Annotated in this window: 14 protein-coding genes; 6 read left to right on the top strand and 8 right to left on the bottom strand. The window is 66.6% G+C overall.

The annotated features are described in order from the left end of the window. Window positions 1-80 precede the first annotated feature (80 nt). On the top strand, window positions 81-1,214 hold the full coding sequence (hppD, locus tag VGV58_RS03405) for a 4-hydroxyphenylpyruvate dioxygenase (RefSeq protein WP_326872567.1): 1,134 nt from the start codon (window positions 81-83) through the stop codon (window positions 1,212-1,214). Window positions 1,215-1,361: 147 nt separating this feature from the next. Next, on the top strand, window positions 1,362-2,687 hold the full coding sequence (locus VGV58_RS03400) for a dicarboxylate/amino acid:cation symporter (RefSeq protein WP_326872566.1): 1,326 nt from the start codon (window positions 1,362-1,364) through the stop codon (window positions 2,685-2,687). 4 nt (window positions 2,688-2,691) lie between these two features. Here the strand turns inward: VGV58_RS03400 and VGV58_RS03395 are convergent, their stop codons facing one another. Continuing rightward, on the bottom strand, window positions 2,692-3,558 hold the full coding sequence (locus VGV58_RS03395; RefSeq protein WP_326872565.1) for a LysR family transcriptional regulator: 867 nt from the start codon (window positions 3,556-3,558) through the stop codon (window positions 2,692-2,694). Between the two features lie 190 nt (window positions 3,559-3,748). On the opposite strand from VGV58_RS03395, the gene VGV58_RS03390 reads away from it, so the two are divergent. Then, window positions 3,749-4,645 (top strand): DMT family transporter, encoded by an 897-nt coding sequence (locus VGV58_RS03390; RefSeq protein ID WP_326872564.1) that lies wholly within the window; start codon window positions 3,749-3,751, stop codon window positions 4,643-4,645. Between the two features lie 33 nt (window positions 4,646-4,678). Here VGV58_RS03390 and VGV58_RS03385 read toward each other — a convergent pair whose 3' ends face one another. Continuing rightward, a complete protein-coding gene (locus VGV58_RS03385) occupies window positions 4,679-5,239 on the bottom strand; it encodes a dihydrofolate reductase family protein (RefSeq protein WP_326872563.1) in 561 nt (186 codons plus the stop codon). Between the two features lie 111 nt (window positions 5,240-5,350). Here VGV58_RS03385 and VGV58_RS03380 point away from each other — a divergent pair, with 111 nt between their 5' ends. Then, complete coding sequence (locus VGV58_RS03380) at window positions 5,351-5,869, top strand: winged helix-turn-helix transcriptional regulator (RefSeq protein ID WP_326872562.1); 519 nt, start codon at window positions 5,351-5,353, stop codon at window positions 5,867-5,869. A 141-nt stretch (window positions 5,870-6,010) separates the two neighbouring features. Here the strand turns inward: VGV58_RS03380 and VGV58_RS03375 are convergent, their stop codons facing one another. The 4 genes from VGV58_RS03375 to VGV58_RS03360 all read right to left on the bottom strand — a co-directional run bounded on the left by VGV58_RS03375 (window position 6,011) and on the right by VGV58_RS03360 (window position 12,850). Next, complete coding sequence (locus VGV58_RS03375) at window positions 6,011-7,540, bottom strand: hypothetical protein (protein ID WP_326872561.1); 1,530 nt, start codon at window positions 7,538-7,540, stop codon at window positions 6,011-6,013. Window positions 7,541-7,767: 227 nt separating this feature from the next. After that, a complete protein-coding gene (locus tag VGV58_RS03370; protein ID WP_326872560.1) occupies window positions 7,768-10,992 on the bottom strand; it encodes an efflux RND transporter permease subunit in 3,225 nt (1,074 codons plus the stop codon). Between the two features lie 16 nt (window positions 10,993-11,008). Next, a complete protein-coding gene (locus tag VGV58_RS03365) occupies window positions 11,009-12,193 on the bottom strand; it encodes an efflux RND transporter periplasmic adaptor subunit (RefSeq protein WP_326872559.1) in 1,185 nt (394 codons plus the stop codon). 15 nt (window positions 12,194-12,208) lie between these two features. Next, entirely contained in the window at window positions 12,209-12,850 is a 642-nt protein-coding gene (locus tag VGV58_RS03360) for a TetR/AcrR family transcriptional regulator (protein WP_326872558.1), read from the bottom strand. 251 nt (window positions 12,851-13,101) lie between these two features. Here VGV58_RS03360 and VGV58_RS03355 point away from each other — a divergent pair, with 251 nt between their 5' ends. Together VGV58_RS03355 and VGV58_RS03350 are read left to right on the top strand one after the other, a co-directional pair. Further along, a complete protein-coding gene (locus VGV58_RS03355; protein ID WP_326872557.1) occupies window positions 13,102-13,896 on the top strand; it encodes a glutamine amidotransferase in 795 nt (264 codons plus the stop codon). Beyond that, window positions 13,893-15,137 (top strand): NAD(P)/FAD-dependent oxidoreductase, encoded by a 1,245-nt coding sequence (locus VGV58_RS03350; protein WP_326872556.1) that lies wholly within the window; start codon window positions 13,893-13,895, stop codon window positions 15,135-15,137. The genes VGV58_RS03355 and VGV58_RS03350 overlap by 4 nt, the downstream gene beginning before the upstream one ends. A 3-nt stretch (window positions 15,138-15,140) precedes the next feature. Here VGV58_RS03350 and creD read toward each other — a convergent pair whose 3' ends face one another. After that, window positions 15,141-16,559: a cell envelope integrity protein CreD gene (gene creD / locus VGV58_RS03345; protein ID WP_326872555.1), complete on the bottom strand. Its 1,419-nt coding sequence runs from the start codon at window positions 16,557-16,559 to the stop codon at window positions 15,141-15,143. A gap of 274 nt (window positions 16,560-16,833) precedes the next feature. Then, entirely contained in the window at window positions 16,834-17,619 is a 786-nt protein-coding gene (locus tag VGV58_RS03340; RefSeq protein WP_326872554.1) for a succinate dehydrogenase iron-sulfur subunit, read from the bottom strand. Between the last annotated feature and the right edge of the window lie 2 nt (window positions 17,620-17,621).

Below are 17,621 nucleotides of genomic sequence, written 5' to 3'. Positions count from 1 at the left end.
CCGAGATCGCTGAATTTTGCAAACCTTTCGCCTGAGGGATGCGCGAGGATTGGCCAAATATCGATTTCAGGAGGAAGCACATGGGACCGTTCCCGCACGATTCAGCCCCGCCGGCCATCTCCAGCGCCAACCCGATGGGCACCGACGGCTTCGAATTCGTCGAATATGCCCATCCCGAGCCGGAGAAGCTCGGCGCGCTGTTCGAGACCATGGGCTTCACCAAGGTGGCGAAGCACCGTTCGAAGAAAGTGACGCTCTATCGCCAGGGCGACGTCAATTTCATCGTCAACGCCGAGCCGGAGTCCTTCGCACAAGGCTTTGCCGCCGAGCACGGCCCCTGCGCCTGTGCCATGGCCTTCCGCGTCGTCGACGCCAAGCACGCCTTCGATCGCGCCGTCTCGCTCGGCGCCGAGCCCTATGAGAGCAAGGTCGGCCCCGGCGAGCTGCAGATCCCGGCGGTGAAGGGTATCGGCGGCTCGCTGCTCTATTTCGTCGATCGCTATGGCGCGAAGGGCTCGATCTACGATGTCGACTTCGAATGGCTCGGCGAGGCCGACCCGCATCCCGAGCAGGCCGGGATGTATTATCTCGACCACCTCACCCACAATGTCATGCGCGGCCGCATGGACCATTGGGCCGACTGGTATGGCGAGCTCTTCAATTTCCGCGAGATTCGCTTCTTCAACATCGAGGGCAAGCTCACCGGCCTGATCTCGCGGGCGCTGACCTCGCCCTGCGGCAAGATCCGCATCCCGATCAATGAATCCCTCGACGACAAGAGCCAGATCGAGGAGTACCTGCGCCAGTACAAGGGCGAGGGCATCCAGCATGTCGCGCTCGGCTCGCGCGACATCTATGCCAGCGTCGAGCAGCTCCGCCAGAACGGCCTGCCCTTCATGCCCTCGCCGCCCGAGACCTATTACGAGAAGGTTGACGGCCGCGTGCCGAACCATGGCGAGCCAGTGCCGCGGCTCAAGCAGAACGGCATCCTGATCGACGGCGAAGGTGCGGTTGCGCTCGGCTCCAAGGAAGGCCGGATGAGCAAGGTGCTCCTCCAGATCTTCTCGGCCACCGTGGTCGGCCCGATCTTCTTCGAGTTCATCCAGCGCAAGGGCGATGACGGCTTCGGCGAGGGCAATTTCCGGGCCCTGTTCGAGTCGATCGAGGAAGACCAGATCCGCCGCGGCGTGCTGAAGCCGCAGGCGGCGGAGTAAGGCGCCAGTACCCTCTCCCCGAGCGGGGAGAGGGTACTCGTCAGCCTATGATCACTATACTTCAGCCCAGTCTTGCCGCCTCCCGGGAATGGGCGTAGCCCTTTACTGACGCGCCGCACAAAAGGCGCGCCAACAGGGGAAGCGACCATGGCGACGACGTCGGCAGAGGTCATGCGGGGCCATCAGGGCCCGTGGTGGACCCATCTTTATGTCCAGGTGCTGACCGCGATCGCCATCGGCGTGCTGCTCGGCCATTTCTATCCCCAGACCGGCGAAGCGATGAAGCCGCTGGGCGACGCCTTCATCAAGGCGATCAAGATGATCATCGCCCCGATCATCTTCCTCACAGTCGTCCACGGCGTCGCCTCGATGGACGATATGAAGAAGGTCGGCCGGGTCGGCCTGAAGGCGCTGATCTATTTCGAGGCTGTCACCACGCTGGCGCTGATCGTCGGCCTCCTCGTCGTCAATCTCTGGAAGCCCGGCGCCGGCATGAACGTCGATCCCTCGACGATCAACACCGCCGGCATTTCCGCCTTCACCGCCAAGGCGCATGACCAGAGCACGCTCGCCTTCCTGATGAATATCATCCCGGAGACCGTGGTCGGCGCCTTCGCCAATGGCGAGATCCTGCAGGTGCTGTTCTTCGCCCTGCTTTTCGCCTTCGGCCTGCAGATGCTCGGCGAGCGCGGTAAGGCGGTGCTGCACTTCATCGACGACATCGCCCAGATCTTCTTCAAGATCGTCGGCATCATCATGAAGGCCGCCCCGATCGGCGCCTTCGGGGCGATGGCCTTCACCATCGGCAAGTTCGGCGTCGGGACCCTGCTCTCGCTCGGCTCCTTCATGGCCTCGTTCTACACGACCTGCCTGATCTTCATCTTCCTGGTGCTCGGCACGATCGCGCGGCTGGCCGGCTTCTCGATCCTGAAGTTCATCGCCTTCATCAAGGAAGAATTGCTGATCGTGCTCGGCACCTCCTCCTCCGAGAGCGTGCTGCCGCGCATGATCGCCAAGATGACCCATCTCGGCTGCAAGGAGAGCGTCGTCGGCCTGGTCATCCCGACCGGCTATTCCTTCAACCTCGATGGCACCTGTATCTACCTGACCATGGCCGCCGTCTTCCTGGCGCAGGCGACCAATACCGACCTCTCGCTCTCACAGGAGATCGGCATCATCGCCGTGTTGCTGCTAACCTCGAAGGGCGCCGCCGGCGTCACCGGCTCGGGCTTCATCGTGCTGGCGGCAACGCTCGCCACGGTCGGCCATATCCCGGTCGCCTCAATCGCGCTGATCCTCGGCATCGACCGCTTCATGTCGGAGGCGCGCGCCCTCACCAACCTGATCGGCAACGGCGTCGCCACCATCGTCGTCTCGAAATGGGAGAACTCGCTCGACGAGGCCAGGATGCAGCGCATCCTCGCCAAGGAGACCGGCTTCGACGCCGACGAGCCGGAACGGATCGCGGTCTAGTTCGTCACGCCACCAGCCGCGGCGCCGCCATCGCCTCGCGCAATGCCTGCGCGAAATGGCGCGCCGCGATGCCGGCCTGCGGCGCGATCACCAGCGCGACCGAAAGCTCAAACAGAACAGGCAGATTCTCGGACGGCTCCAGGCGACGCAAAGAGGCGGGCGCCGCGCTCTCGGTGATCGCGGTGACGCAGAGCCCGGCCTCGACCGCCGAGAGCAGGCCGGCCATGTGCGATGACGAGAACACCAGCCGGTGCGGCCGCTCCGCCGCTTGCAGCGCATTCAGGATGCGCGGGCGGGCCCGGCAGCCCTCATTGAACAGGCCGAGCGGCAGCACGTCGCTGAGCTCCGGTCGATGGCCGCGCGCCGCGACCCAGACCAGCGGCTCGCGCCTGAGGCGCTCACCCTTTGGCCGGCCGGGGTCCTGGGTGATCACCGCAAGGTCGAGCTCGCCCGCCGCCACGGCCGGCTCGATCCGCTTCGACAGTTCGCAATGCACCTCGATCTCGACGCGCGGATGCTCCTCGGCGAAGCGCACGATCAGCGGCCTGAGGTAGGCGTCGACATAGTCGTCCGGCAGACCGATGCGCAGCCGGCCGACCGCCTTGTCGCCATCGAGCTCGGCCCGCGCCTCGCGCTCGATCGCGAGCAGGCGGCGAGCCTGGGCGAGCAGGCGCTCGCCCGCTTCGGTCGGCGTGACGCCGCGGCGCGAGCGCTCCAGCAATTGCTTGCCGAGCGCCGCTTCCAGGTCCTGGATACGGCCGGACACCGCCGATTGCGTGCGCCCGAGCTTCTGGCCAGCCGCGGTAAAACCGCCGGTCTCGGCGACGGCGACGAGCATGGCGAGGGCATCGAGATCGAGATGGGTCGACATCACCATTCCATCGGAATGACCAATAGATAAATCAGGATAATCCGTTTTTCCGATTGCTGGAAGCGGGCTATGTTGAGAGCGACGAAGCAGCCCCCATCCCGAGGAGCGATCGCAGATCGCGGCTCCTCAGGATGGGGGCTGTGGATTTCTCGCCCTGAAAGCCGAACCCATGTCCGCCTCGAGTCTTTCCGTGCCTGACCGGCCCGCTGCGCCGGCGCTCGGCATGTTCCTGCTGCTGCTGCTCGGCGCGACCTGCATCGGCTTTTCCGGCATCTTCGTGCGCTTCGCCGATGTCGGCCCGGCCGCCGCCGGCTTCTGGCGCATGGCTTTCGCGCTGCCAGTTCTGGCGGCCTGGATGGCGCTGGAAGACCGTCCCGACCGGGCCGAGGGTGTGAAGTCCGGCGCCATGCTGCCGATCGCGCTCGCCGGCCTCGCTTTCGGCATCGACGTCGTGCTCTACAACGCCTCGCTCGGTTTCACCTCGATCGCCAACGCGTCCTTGCTCGGCAATCTCTCGCCGGTCGGCGTCATCCTCGGCGGCTGGCTGCTCTTCCGCGAGAAGCCGACGCGGCGCATCCTCGGCGCACTCCTCCTCGCCATTGGCGGCGCCGGCATGCTGGTCCTGCCCAAGCTGTCGGGAAGTGCGGCAGCCCCGCTGTCGGGCGCCGCCCTGTTCGGCGACGGCCTCGCCATCGGCGCAGCCTTCTCCTACGCCGCGTACATCCTCGCCGTGCGCCGTGCCCGCAACCGCGCCGCTGCCGGCCGCATCGGCCTGATCTCCAGCGCGATCTGCGCCGCGTTCTGCGCCGTCGCTGCCTTTGGCCTCGGCGAAACCATCCTGCCGCAGAGCCTGACCGGCTGGCTCGCGGTGGCCGCGCTCGGCCTGGTCTCGCATGCGATGGGCCAGGGCCTGATCACGCTGGCGCTCGGCCATTACGGGGCGAACGCCGCCTCGCTGGTCATGGTCTGGCCGGCGCTGGTCTCGGTGCTCGCCGCCTGGGCGATCTTCGCCGAGCAGCCCTCCCCTGCCCAGGCCTTCGGCGGCGTCGCGATCCTGGCGGCGGTGCTGATGGTGCGGAAGGGATAGTAGACCCCTTCCGCAAGCCGACCCGCCACCACGTCAATTCCCCGCGGCATAGCGCAGGATCACCGTGCCGTTCTTGAGCGGGCGGCTCTCCAGCAGGTCGAGCTTCTGGCGCTCGCTGCCGGGCTTGAAGAACGGCGTGCCCGCGCCGAGCCGCACCGGCACCAGCGCCAGCATCAGCTCGTCGACCTGCTTTTCCTTCAGCAAGGTGTCGATCAGCTCGGCGCTGCCGAAGACCAGGACGTCCTTGCCCGGCTTGGCCCGCAGGGCGGCGATCTCGCGGACGATGTCGGCGGTGACGCGGGTGTTGTTCCAGTCGGAACTCTGAACGCTGCGCGAGGCGACCAGCTTGGGCAGGGCGTTCATGTAGCGCGTGACCTCGCTGTCCTCCTTGGCCTCGGCCGAGGTCCAATAGGCCTTCATCCCGTCATGGGTGACGCGGCCGAAGACAAGGCATTGGGCACGCTGGCCGAACTCCTTGCTGAGCGCATCGAGCTCCTCGCCCCAGGCGTCGTTGTGAAACGAGAGATCCCACTTCTCCTTGCCCTCGAAACAGCCGTCCAGCGTCACGAGATTCCAGACGATCACCTTGGCCATCACATCCTCCTTGCTGGTGCTTTATCGCACCATCCAAAACCGCTTGCGATATGCAAGCAGTTGGCTTCTAGCGAAACCGATTGTAGAATGCAAGCGGTTTCGGAGGCGCACATGAAAGAGACCGGCCGCTCGGGCTGCCCGATCAACCTGACGCTCGAAATCCTCGGGGATCGCTGGAGCCTGATCGTCCTGCGCGACATCATGTTCGGCAATCGCCGGCATTATCGCGAGCTGCTGGCGAAATCGGACGAGGGCATCGCCTCGAACATCCTTGCCGACCGGCTGAAGCGCCTGCTTGAGAACGGTCTGCTCTCCCGCCGTGACGACGCCAGCCACAAGCAGAAGGGCATCTACAGCCTGACCGAGATGGGCATCTCGCTGGTGCCGGTCTTCGCCGCCATGGCCGATTGGGGCCGGCGCTTCCTGCCGGTGACGCCGGAGATGTCGATCCGCGCCGAAATCCTCGCCGAGGGCGGGCCAGCTCTGTGGGACAGATTCATGGCAGAGCTGCGCTTCCTGCATCTCGAGGCGCCGCGCCCGGCGCAATCAGTCCTCGACGAACTCACCGCCGCCTATCTCGCAGCCGTCGAACGCAGGCGCGCGGCCGATGTCGAACCGGAAGCAGTCTGAGCTCTCGCCGGAGCGCCAATCTCACGCCAGCAGGACGGTGCAGCGCTGACCTTGCGCGGCAGCCAGCTGGGCGAGCGACAGAATCTCGACCTGTCGCTGCAGGAAAATTGAAGCGATCCCGGCGCGCTTCCGCCGGGCTGTCTAACTATCGGGCCATTTCAGGAGATCGCCGATCCGGGTTGCGGAATAGAGACTCACGCCGCCGATTTCGGTGATCTTTCGCACCGCAAGGTCGGGGACGAGCGCGGCGTCGAGATCGATATGCGAGACGACAAAGACCGTGATGCCCCGTGGCAGCCATGCCAGCTCCGCTGCCACATCCGCCAATGTCTGTGACGTCGCGGGGTCGGGCAATTGCGGAAGCTCCGGCGCCCGTTTCGCCCAGAAATTCAGGAAGACCTGCGTCGGCAGGACGTTCCGGCCGGCAAGATGCCTCAGCAAGAGGTGTGGGTGCTCGACGAAGACGTGCGCTTCGGCGTCAGGAATCGGCTGAAGCGCCGAGGCCAGCCTCGCAAAGCGCCAGGCGCGCTCGATCGCGTCCGGCCTGATCTCGTCGACCGGCGGGGCGAAGAGCACGATCGCATTCGCAGGAATCTCCTGCGCGACAGCCGCATAGCTCGCATCGAGCCGGGTGAGCGGAGCCCAGAGATAGAGCAGCAGCCCGACCTTCACGGCAATGATCCCCGTGAGAAGTGTGGTCGCGGCCCTTTCAGCTCCAGCCGGCTGTGACGGCGGGCCACGCAGGAAAATCGCCGCGATCGTCACGATCGCCGGAACCAGGCGCCGGTCGGCCGCCCCGACGCTCATCAGGTATTTCGGCATGACGAGGAACAGGAGGACGCAAGCGAACAGCCCGGCCAGCTCATGGCGGCCCGCATTCAGGCCCCGCCGCCAGGCCAGCCAGCCGACCGCGCCCAGGACGAGCGCCGACAGGCCATATTCCAGCGACAGGTTCGTCGTCTTGCCTACCGAGAAGATGCCGGTGATCTTGGTGGCGAGATGCCACTCGGTCGTCCCCGTCTGGCCGGGCTCCATGACCAGCACCAGGGCGGCCACCATGACTGCCGAAGGCCAATGCCACCGGATGAGATCAGCGCTGTCGGCGAAGCGCCGTACCCGCCAGTCGTCGCGAGCCGCGACCGCGAACATGCCGAGGCAGAAGCACATATAGAGCATGACCGGGAAGATGCTGATCAGGCACATCGCGCCCAGGATGAGGGCCTGGCAGACGCCGAAGCTGCTTGAGGGCGCCTTGCGCTGCTCGATCGCCCGGTGCAGCGCGACGAACATGACGCCAAGCCCGAGGATGTAGTTGAACAGCCCCCAATAGAGCGGCTCGGAATAGACGGCGAGAAGGATGATGAGAAGGATGGAAAGATCCGTCCTGTCCCCTCGCGCCTGCCGGCACCAGACAGCGGCCACGATATAGGCGCACACCGCCGTGCAGATGAACGCTGTCAGCGCAACGGACGGTGGCACCATCTTGCCGAGAACGCCGGTGAATACGTCGATGGCGAGATTCGGATAAAGCCTGTCGCCGGGCTGGAAGAACTGGGCGACCGCGTCGTCGGCCAGCAGCATCTCCCACAGAGTCACGCGGAAGAGATGGTTCGGCCCGTCGACGAAGAAGGCGCCGCCCGAGGCCAGGATGGGCACGGTTGCCGCCAGCATGACGAGCGCCACATGCCTGCGAGGCGTTCCGTTTACGGGCAGGGAAACCACGCCGCGACCATCCTGGTCCTGGCTGCTCGGCGCTCTTCCTGCGAAGACCTGGTCTTCCATGGCGGGAGTGTAGGATGCCGCCTTCCGCCGGCAGCAGCCGTGCAAAATAGGTAGCTCATCGTGGCGCGGTGCCACCGCTCCGATGCGCTACCTGTTCGGCTGAAGTGCCATTGCCTTCACTCTGCCGCCAGCCGCGGCGGCGGCAGCTTGCCGGCCATCGCCTTGGCGCTGGCTTCGCCCGGCGTCTCCTCCTCGCGGATCGCTTCCCACTGGCTCTCGTCCTCGGCCTTGCCGAGGAAGCGGCCGAAGACCCAGCCGGTGAGCCGGCCGAGATCGTCCATCACCACGTAGAAGGACGGCACGAAGACGAGGGAGAGCACGGTCGAGACGAGCAGGCCGCCGATCACCGCGATCGCCATCGGCGCGCGGAACTCGCCGCCATCGCCGACGCCATAGGCGGAAGGCAGCATGCCCGCCGCCATGGCGATGGTGGTCATCACGATCGGCCGCGCCCGCTTGTGGCCGGCTTCGAGCAGCGCCGTCAGCCGATCCTTGCCGCGCGCGACTTCCTCGACCGCAAAGTCGACCAGCATGATAGCGTTCTTGGTGACGATGCCCATCAGCATCAGCAGGCCGATATAGACCGGCATCGAGACCGGGTTGTGGGTGGCGAGCAGCGCAATCACCACGCCGCCGAAGGAGAGCGGCAGCGAGAGCAGGATGGTGATCGGCTGGAAGACCGAGCCGAACAGCAAAATCAGCACGGCGAGCACCAGCATCAGGCCGGTGGTCATCGCGTGGACGAAGCCCTCGACCACCTCGCCCTGGATCTCGGCGTCGCCGGTCGCGGCGATGCGCACGCCCTCGGGAAGGCCGACCTCCTTGACGATCTCCTGGAACTTCTCCTGTGCCGTACCGAGCTCGAAGCCGCGCTTCAGGTCGGCGCCGATGGCGGCGCGGCGGACGCGATCATAGCGGTCGATCGAGGACGGGCCCTCGCCGAAGCCGATCTCGGCCACGGCGGTGAGCGGGACCGAGACGCCGGACGCGCTGATGACGCGCAGCGCCGCGATATTGCGGATGTCGGTACGGGCCTGCTCGTCGAGCTGGACACGGATCGGCACCAACCGGTCGCCGGCGTTGAACTTGGCGAGGTTCGGGCCGATGTCGCCGATAGTCGCGACGCGCAGCGCCTCCGAGATCGCCTCGGGCGTGACGCCGAGATTGGCGGCCTGTTCCAGCTTCGGCGTGACGCGCATCTCGGGCCGTGCAAGCGAGCCGGCGGTGGCGACGTTGAGATAGCCATCGACCTGGCGCATGCGCGCCTCGATCTTCGCCACCGTCTCGTCGAGCGCATCCCCGTCCTTCGACAGGATCGAGAACGCCATCTCGCGCTCGCCGCGCTCGTTGACGTACCAGGCGCGGACATCGGGCACGCCAGCCAGCTTCTCGGCGATGGTGACCTTGAGCTCCTTCTGGGGAACGTCGCGTTCGGCCTTCGGCGTCAGCAGGATGAAGACCGCGGCGCGGCGGACCTCGCGCTGGCCCGTCGGCGAAGCGCCGCCGAGCACGAAGACGTTCGTCACCTGCGGAATCTCGCGCAGCTTGTCGACGATCTTGTCGGTGGCGACGGTGGTGTCCTCCAGCGTCGCGCCGGGCGGCAATTCGACCGATGCGACGATGCGGGCGGTGTCCTCCTCGGGGAAGAAGCCGGTCGGCAGCAGCGCCGTCGCCTGGATCGAGACGAACAGGAAGCCGAAGCCGGCGATCAGCGTCAGATAGGCCGTGTTGAACGGCAGCTTCCGCCACTTTCCGGAGCCATCGAAACGCGGCAGCACCGGGATGCGCCGCCGCTTGAGCGAGGCTTCCAGCAGCCAGGAATAGCCGCGCATCACGAAGCCGTCCTTGGCGTCGTGGTGTTTCACCGGCCTGAACAGATAGGCCGCCATCATCGGCGTGATCAGGCGCGCGACCAGCAGCGAGAACAGCACCGCGATCGCGACGGTGAGGCCGAACTGACGGAAATACTGGCCGGCGATGCCGCCCATGAAGGACACAGGCGCAAAGATCGCGACGATGGTCAGCGTGATCGCGATGACCGCGAGGCCGATCTCGTCGGCCGCCTCCATCGCGGCGCGATAGGGCGATTTGCCCATCTTCATGTGCCGGACGATGTTCTCGATCTCGACGATGGCGTCATCGACCAGGATGCCGGTCACCAGCGTGATGCCGAGCAGGCTGACGAGGTTGAGCGAGAAGCCGAGAAGCTCCATCGCCCAGAAGGTCGGGATGGCCGAGAGAGGCAGCGCGATCGCAGTGATCAGCGTCGCCCGCCAGTTGCGCAGGAAGACGAAGACGACGAGCACGGCGAGCGCCGCGCCCTCCAGCAGCGTCTCCATCGCCGCCTTGTAGTTGCCGTGGGTGTAGGCGACGGCATCGTCGATCGGCGCGAGCTTGATCGTCGGATAGCGCTTGTTGAGGTCGTCGATCTTGGCCGCGACGACGTCCTTGACCGAAAGCTCGCTCGAGCCCTTCGAGCGGAACACCGCGAAGGAGACGACCGGCTGCTTGTTCAGCCGGCCGAAGGCGCGCGGCTCGGAACTGGAATCCTCGACACGGCCGAGCTCCTTCAGGCGGACCTCGCGCCCACCGGTCAACTGGATCTTGCTGTCGGCCAGTTCGGCGACGGTCTTGGCGCTGGCGAGCGTGCGGATCGCCTGCTCCTGGCCGCCGACCTCGCCGCGCCCGCCGGCGAGGTCGACATTGGTGGCGCGGATCTGCCGGTTGACCTCGCCGGCGGTGGTGCCGAGCGCGAGCAGCCGGTCGGGATCGAGCGAGATCCTGATCTCCCGGTCGACACCGCCATAACGCTCGACCCGGCCGACACCCTTCAGCCCCTGCAATTCGCGCGCGACGACGTCGTCGACATGCCAGGAGAGCTGCTCCAGCGTCAGGCCGGGCGAGGAGGCGCCATATGTCAGGATCGACTGGCCTTCGACGTCGATGCGCTGGATCACCGGCTCGTCGATGGTCCGCGGCAGCTCGGCCCTGATCTTGGCGATCGCATCCTTGACGTCATTGACGGCCCGGTCGGTGTTGGTTTCGAGCCGAAACTCGACCAGCGTCACCGAGGAGCCGTCGGTCAGCGTCGACATCACGTGCTTGACGCCGGTGATATTGGCGACCGCGTCCTCGACGCGCTTGCTGACCTGACTCTCCAGTTCAGCCGGGGCAGCGCCCGACTGGGTCACCGTCACCGAGACGAAGGGCACGTCGATATTCGGGAAGCGCGTCACCGGCAGCTTCGAGAACGAGAGCAGCCCGAGCACGCAGAGCACGACGAAGAGCAGGATCGCCGGGACCGGCTTCCGGATCGACCAGGCAGAGAAATTGACGCTCACGGATAGCTCCGTCGGTTCAGTTCGACGCGACCGGCGTGATGGCGTCGCCGTCACGCACGAAGGTGCCGGCGCGTGCGACCACGCTCTCGCCCTCGGCAAGGCCCGACGCGATCTCGGCGCGCCCGCCGCCGATCAGGCCGAGCGTGACCTTCTTGGTCGTCACCTTGCCGTCTTTGACGGCCTGGACCATGGCGCCGCCCCGGGCATAGGTGATCGCCGAAAGCGGCAACACGATGCTGGTCTTGCGGCCGGTCTCGATCACGCCGCGGGCGAAGGAACCGACGGCGACCGGTGGATTGCCGGTCAGTGTGATGCGCAAGCGCCCGAGCCGCGAGGCCTTGTCGACTTCCGGCGAGATCAGCCGGATCTGGCCGGCGAGCGGCTTGTCGGAGCCGGCCGGCGTGACCGCGACCGCCTGCCCGATCCTGAGATTGGGCAGTTCGACCTCGGCGACATCGGCTTCGAGCTCGATCGCACCGTCGGCGATGATCTTGAACAGCGGCTCGGCCGCCGCCATCGTCGCCATCGCGCCGAGCCTGGCGTTGCGGCGGCTGACGATGCCGGCCTTCGGCGCCTTGATCTCGGTGCGGGCCAGCTTGACCTCGATGTCGCGGCCTTGCGCCTGCGAGAGGGCAAGATCGGCCTCGGCCATCGCCAGCGCTTGCTTGGCCGAGTTCAACCGCGCCTGGCTGCCGCGAGCCACAGCGGCGCGCTGATCGAACGTCTCCAGGCTGGCATTGCCGCTGTCGCGCAGAGCCTTGGTGCGGTCGAAGGCGTTGTTGGCCTGGACGAGATTGGCCTCGGCTTCGACGATCTGCGCCTTGGCCTGGTCGATCGCCGCCTGCGCCTTGGCGGTCTGCGCCTGGTTCTGGGCGCGCTGCACTTCGAGCGTGGTGCGCGATAGCCGCGCCAGCACCTGGCCGGCAGCGACTCGGTCTCCTTCCTCGGCGAGCAGCTCGGTGATGACGAAGCCGTCGACCTCAGGCGTGACCAGAACCTCGTCGCGCGCGACCATCGAGCCGGAGACCACGACGCTCTGCACGATCTCGTCGCGCTTGGCCGATGTCACCGTGATCGCCGGCCCGGCTGAAGGCTGCTGGGCGGTGGCAGCGGAGGCCGGAGCCTGGGCGAATGCCGTCGCAGGCGCGCAGGCGAGCGCGAAGAGCGGCAGCAGGATCAGGGTCTTGGGCGATACGGACATGGTCGGTTTTCGTCTCTAGGAGGTTGGCTCGCCAGCGGGCGGCAGCAGCATGGTCTGCGCCAGTCCCCGCATCGCGGCGAAGAGGGCTTCGGCGCCGGCGGCGGCGTCGAAATTCGGGTCGACGGCGCGCCGGCAGAAGAAGCCGTCCGCCATCATGAACAGCGCCGTCAGAAAACGCGCTTGATCGAGATTGCTCGGCAGCTCGCCACTCGCCTTGGCCGCCGCAACGGCAGCACCGAGGCCTTGCTCGACCACCTCGTCAAAACCGGCACAGATCTGCGCCATCTCAGGCGTGCGCGAGGCCTCGGCCCAGATCTGCAGCGCGATGATCGCCTTCTCGCGTGGCTTGCGCACCATGTGCTGGCGGCCGAGCTCCTCGAGCTGATCGAGCAAGCCGCCCCTGCCCGGATCGAGCTGGGCGAAATCGGCCGCGACCTCGGTCCGGTCGCGCTCGCTGATGCCGGCGATGAGTGCGTCCTTCGAGGAAAAGTAGCGGTAGAGGTTGCCCGGGCTCATCGCGGCTTCCACGGCGATGTCATTCATCGTCGCCACATGGAAGCCGGCCCGCGCAAAGACGCGCTCGGCCGCATCGAGGATGCGGATATGGCGCTCGGAGAGACCGCGTTCGGCCGAGAAGGAGGAGACGACTTGCGACATGCTTGCTTGGAAAAATGAGAATGAATGTTCATTCTCATGCCTGAGCCTGGCTCGAAAGTCAACTGATGCGGTCACTAGAGGTTGCATTGCCAGAAGACTATTGATGAAAGATTGCACGAAGCATGCACAACGCTGGCCTCCGCCATGCCGGCCATGGCGCATAATTTGCTTGCCGCACGGGCCGGCAAACCGCATTTTAAGCACCGTCCGGCATGAGGAATCCGGTCTCGGGAGCGCAATCGAACGCCGCGATGAACGATCTGTCCTATCGCTTCCCGACGCGTCGCCGGCTCCGCACTCGCCTCGACGCCCTGCCGCCGCGCAAGCCGGTGCTGATCGTGCTCCACCAGGAGCATTCGACGCCTGGCCGTGTCGGCCGCCTGATCGCCGAGCGCGGGCACGCTCTCGACATCCGCAAGCCCCGCTTCGGCGACCCGCTGCCGCAGACCATGCAGGGCCATGCCGGCGCGGTGATCTTCGGCGGGCCTATGAGCGCCAACGACCCCGATGATTTCGTCAAGGCGGAGATCGACTGGATCGGGGTCTGCCTCAAGGAGGAAGCGCCCTTCCTTGGCCTTTGCCTGGGCGCGCAGATGTTGGCCCGCCATCTCGGCGCGACCGTCTACACCCACGCCGAAGGCCGGGCCGAGATCGGCTATTACCCGCTCAGCCTGACGGAGGCCGGCCGTGCCGATGCCGCCACGACCGGCAGCATCTGGCCTGGCACAGTCTATCAATGGCACCGCGAGGGCTTCGATTGTCCGACCGGCGCCGAATGCCTGGCGACCGGCGGCGATTTCCCGGTTCAGGCGGTCCGCGCCGGCCGCAAGGCCTATGGCCTGCAATTTCACCCCGAGGTGACGCTGGCGATGATGTGCCGCTGGTCGGTGCGCGCCCATGAGCGCACGCTGATGCCGGGCGCGCAGCTCCGCCACCAGCATCTCGAGGGCTGGTATCAGTACGATCCCGCCGTGCGCGCCTGGCTCGATGGTTTCCTCGATCACTGGCTCGCCGAGCCGGTCCTCCCCCCGGACCTGTCCAAGTGAGCCGCAGCGTCATCGTCATCGGCGCCGGCATGGTCGGCGTCTCCTGCGCGCTCGCCTTGCAGAAACGCGGCCTCAAGGTGACGCTGATCGACCGGCGCGAGCCCGGCCGCGAGACCTCCTATGGCAATGCCGGGGTGATCAGCCGCTCCTCGATCATGCCGCTCAACAATCCCGGCCTGTGGAAGAACCTGCCGAAATATCTCGGCAACCGGCATGCGGCGGTGCGCTACCGGCTCGGCCACCTCCTGGCCAATCCCGGCTGGATCCTCGGCTTTCTCAACGAAGCCAGGCCTGAGCGGCTCAGCCGCCGCGTCGCGGCGCTGGAAAGCCTGACCGGGCCTTCCCTGCCGCTGCACAAGCGCCTGATGACCGAGGCCGGCATCGCCTGGCGCCTGCGTGATACCGGCTTCCTCGAGCTCTGGCGCAGCGAGGCCGGCCGGGCGGCCGCCGAAGCGCGCCAGGCCTTCCTCGAAGACCATGGCGTGCGCGTCGAGGCGCTCGATCGCCAGGCACTGTCGGCGCTGGAGCCCAGCCTGAACCCGATCTTCTCGGCCGCCCTGCACCACAAGGACAGCGCCTCGGTCGATTGGCCGGGCGCCGTGGTCGAGGCCTATGCGGCATTGTTCGCCGCTCGCGGCGGCGTGATCCTGCGCGACGAGGTCACCGCCTTGTCGAAGCGGAGCGATGGCTGGCGCGTCACCGCCAAGGGCGCCCAGCACGACGCCGAGCTCGCGGTCGTCGCGCTCGGCCCCTGGAGCGCGGAGCTGCTGCGGCCGCTCGGCCTGAAAGTGCCGCTCAATGTCGAGCGCGGCTATCACCGCCACTACAAGCCGGCGCTGGGGCGCTTCCTCAACCGGCCGATCTACGATGTCGAGGCGTCCTACATGCTGGCGCCGATGGAACTCGGCCTGCGCCTGACCAGCGGCGTCGAGCTCGCCCATCGCGATGCGCCCGACGATCACGCCCAGATCGAGCAGGTGCTGCCGCGGGCCCGCGAGGCCTTTCCGCTCACCGAGCCGGCGGAGGACACGACCTGGCGCGGCTCACGCCCGACCTTGCCGGATTCGCTGCCGATGATCGGCGAGGCGCCGCGCCATCCCGGTCTCTGGCTCGCCTTCGGCAACCAGCATATCGGCTTTTCGACCGGACCCGTGACGGGGGAGATCCTGGCCGCTTTGGTCTGCGGCGAACAGGCTCCGGCCGACCCGGCGCCTTTCGCGCCGGGCCGCTATTTGTCTTAGGCGTCACGCCGAAGCGCTCGGCTGCGCCGGATCGCTGGTGACGCTCTTCGCCACGCCGTCACCAAGGCCGGACCAGTTGACCCTGGCCGTGCCGAGCATCAGCGCCGTCAGCGCGACGAAGGCGCCGATCGCCCCGGCGAGCAGGGCGAAGTCCTCGGATTTCAGTAGCGCGTAGACCAGCCCGTAACCGGTGGCGAGGATCAGCCCCAGGACGGCGCCGCGCGCAAAACTGCGCAGGACGAGGCCGATATAGAGCGCGATCAGCGCCGTCGTCGCCGCGGCTGCCGTGAGATAGGCCGTCAGGAAGCCGAGATGCTCGGCCAGCGACAGCAGCAGCACATAGAACAGCACCAGCGCGAAGCCGACGAGCGTGTACTGGACGGCGTGAAGGTTGTCGCGCGCCACCAACTCCAGCCCGAAGACGGCCAGGAAGACCGCACCGACGAAGAGGATGCCATATTTGATGGCGCGTTCGACGAGCTGGTAGAGATCGACAGGCTGGTAGAAGCGCGCGCCGACAGCACCGGCGAGGAAGGTCACGTCGGCGCGCTTGTCATAGGTGAAGGCGAGCGGCAGGTTGCGCGCCAGATGCGAGACCCGCCAGGAGGCCGAGAAGCCGTTGGCGTCGATCACCCGGTCATCCGGCAGATGCGCGCCGGAGAAGCTCGGATGCTGCCAGTTCGAGCTCATCCGGAGCGCGCTGTTCTTGGCCAGCGGCACGATCGACAGGCTGCGCGAGCCATTGAGGTCGAGCCCGACCTCGACGGCAAGCGGCTTGGTCAGGTCGATGCCGCGCAAGGCGGCATGGATGCCGTTGCCGTCGCGGATGCCGGCGCCGAGGGTCGGCTCGAATTCGATCGCGGCGCCGTCGCGGATCTGGGCCGTGGCCCGATTCTTCAAGCCGCGGACATCGCCGACGCCGACCGCGAGCACCGCTTCGTTCCAGAGCGGCTGCACCGTCTCGGAGGTGATCGCCTTGAAATCGGGCGGCAGGAAGCGCGCGGTCAACCCGACCTTGCTGCGATAGACCGGCACGTCGAAGATCGAGCGCCGCCGGATTTCGGTCTGCGCCTCTGAAGAGGCCTGGAGATCATCAGGCAGGAAGACCGCGACTTCGCGCGTCGGCGCGGCATTGGCGATCTTGGGCGGCACCAGATAGGGCACCAGCAGCGCCGGGCCGCCGACGATCTGCTCGCGGCCCCAGGCATCGCCGATCTCGCGGGCCGCCAGGTTGGCGGTGGCCGAGCGCTCGCCGCGCAGGCTGGAGACGAACATCAGCGGGATCAGCAGCAGCAGCGCCAGAAAGCCGATGACGAAGAATTTCAGGCCGGGGCTGCGTCCGAACCGTCGCGGCGTGATGCCGAGCGACAGGATTGGAGGCTCAGGCCTGCTCTCGGTCGGTTGCCCGTGCTCTTGCGACATGATTCGCCCTCATGCTGTGACTTAGCGTCAGCAAGAGAGCGCGGCGTCTTGTCGCGGGCGTGATCGATTGAGGGCCGAAACCGGCGGAATCGACGGCGGAATTGCGGAAAGCCGCGCGGCACAGAACCGAGCTTCGCTCAGCTGAGCCGGAATTCGCTGGCGTGAGTCGGCTGGCGCAGCGGCCGAGAACCGGAGCGGAGCGTACATCAGTACGTGAGCACCGGAAGCGCAGGCCGCCGTGTCAGACGGCCGCGCTAGTAGAATTCCGGCAGGCTCAGACCTGGCGGGCCACCATCATCTTCTTGACCTCGGCGATCGCCTTGGCCGGGTTAAGGCCCTTCGGGCAGGCGTTGGCGCAGTTCATGATGGTGTGGCAGCGATAGAGCCGGAACGGGTCCTCGAGATTGTCGAGGCGCTCGCCGGTGGCTTCGTCGCGGCTATCGATCAGCCAGCGATAGGCCTGCAGCAACGCCGCGGGCCCAAGATAGCGATCGCCGTTCCACCAATAGCTCGGGCACGAGGTCGAGCAGCAGGCGCACAGGATGCACTCATAGAGGCCGTCGAGCTTCTCGCGGTCGTCCTTGGCCTGCTTCCATTCCTTTTCGGGCGCGGGCGTCGTGGTCTTGAGCCAGGGCTCGATCGAGGCATGCTGGGCGTAGAAGCGGGTCAGGTCGGGAACGAGGTCCTTGACCACCGGCATATGCGGCAGCGGGTAGATCGCGACCTTGCCCTTGGCCCCGCATTCGTCGATGCCGGTGGTGCAGGCGAGCCCGTTCTTGCCGTCCATGTTCATGGCGCAGGAACCGCAGATGCCTTCGCGGCAGGAGCGCCGGAAGGTCAGTGTCGGGTCGACCTTGTTCTTGATCCAGATCAGCGCGTCGAGGACCATCGGCCCGCAATCGTCGCGGTCGACATAATAGGTGTCGGTACGCGGATTGGCGATGTCGTCCGGGTTCCAGCGATAGATCTTGAACTCGGTGACCTTCTTGGCGCCGGCCGGCTTCGGCCAGGCCTTGCCCTCGGTCAGGCGGGAGTTCTGCGGGAGCGTGAATTCAGCCATCG

It is taken from the genome of Allobosea sp. (genome assembly GCF_035944895.1).
In the GTDB taxonomy this organism is placed as follows: Bacteria; Pseudomonadota; Alphaproteobacteria; order Rhizobiales; family Beijerinckiaceae; genus Allobosea.
Note: the sequence above shows the minus strand (reverse complement) of the source record. Positions and strands in the feature narration are given on the sequence as shown.

What these genes read in the sequence shown, in the direction of transcription:
- hppD (WP_326872567.1), top strand. Translation starts at nt 81, where the DNA reads ATGGGACCGTTCCCGCACGATTCAGCCCCGCCGGCCATCTCCAGCGCC.
- VGV58_RS03400 (WP_326872566.1), top strand. Translation starts at nt 1,362, where the DNA reads ATGGCGACGACGTCGGCAGAGGTCATGCGGGGCCATCAGGGCCCGTGG.
- VGV58_RS03395 (WP_326872565.1), bottom strand. Translation starts at nt 3,558, where the DNA reads ATGTCGACCCATCTCGATCTCGATGCCCTCGCCATGCTCGTCGCCGTC.
- VGV58_RS03385 (WP_326872563.1), bottom strand. Translation starts at nt 5,239, where the DNA reads ATGGCCAAGGTGATCGTCTGGAATCTCGTGACGCTGGACGGCTGTTTC.
- VGV58_RS03380 (WP_326872562.1), top strand. Translation starts at nt 5,351, where the DNA reads ATGAAAGAGACCGGCCGCTCGGGCTGCCCGATCAACCTGACGCTCGAA.
- VGV58_RS03375 (WP_326872561.1), bottom strand. Translation starts at nt 7,540, where the DNA reads ATGCTGGCGGCAACCGTGCCCATCCTGGCCTCGGGCGGCGCCTTCTTC.
- VGV58_RS03365 (WP_326872559.1), bottom strand. Translation starts at nt 12,193, where the DNA reads ATGTCCGTATCGCCCAAGACCCTGATCCTGCTGCCGCTCTTCGCGCTC.
- VGV58_RS03360 (WP_326872558.1), bottom strand. Translation starts at nt 12,850, where the DNA reads ATGTCGCAAGTCGTCTCCTCCTTCTCGGCCGAACGCGGTCTCTCCGAG.
- VGV58_RS03355 (WP_326872557.1), top strand. Translation starts at nt 13,102, where the DNA reads ATGAACGATCTGTCCTATCGCTTCCCGACGCGTCGCCGGCTCCGCACT.
- creD (WP_326872555.1), bottom strand. Translation starts at nt 16,559, where the DNA reads ATGTCGCAAGAGCACGGGCAACCGACCGAGAGCAGGCCTGAGCCTCCA.
- VGV58_RS03340 (WP_326872554.1), bottom strand. Translation starts at nt 17,619, where the DNA reads ATGGCTGAATTCACGCTCCCGCAGAACTCCCGCCTGACCGAGGGCAAG.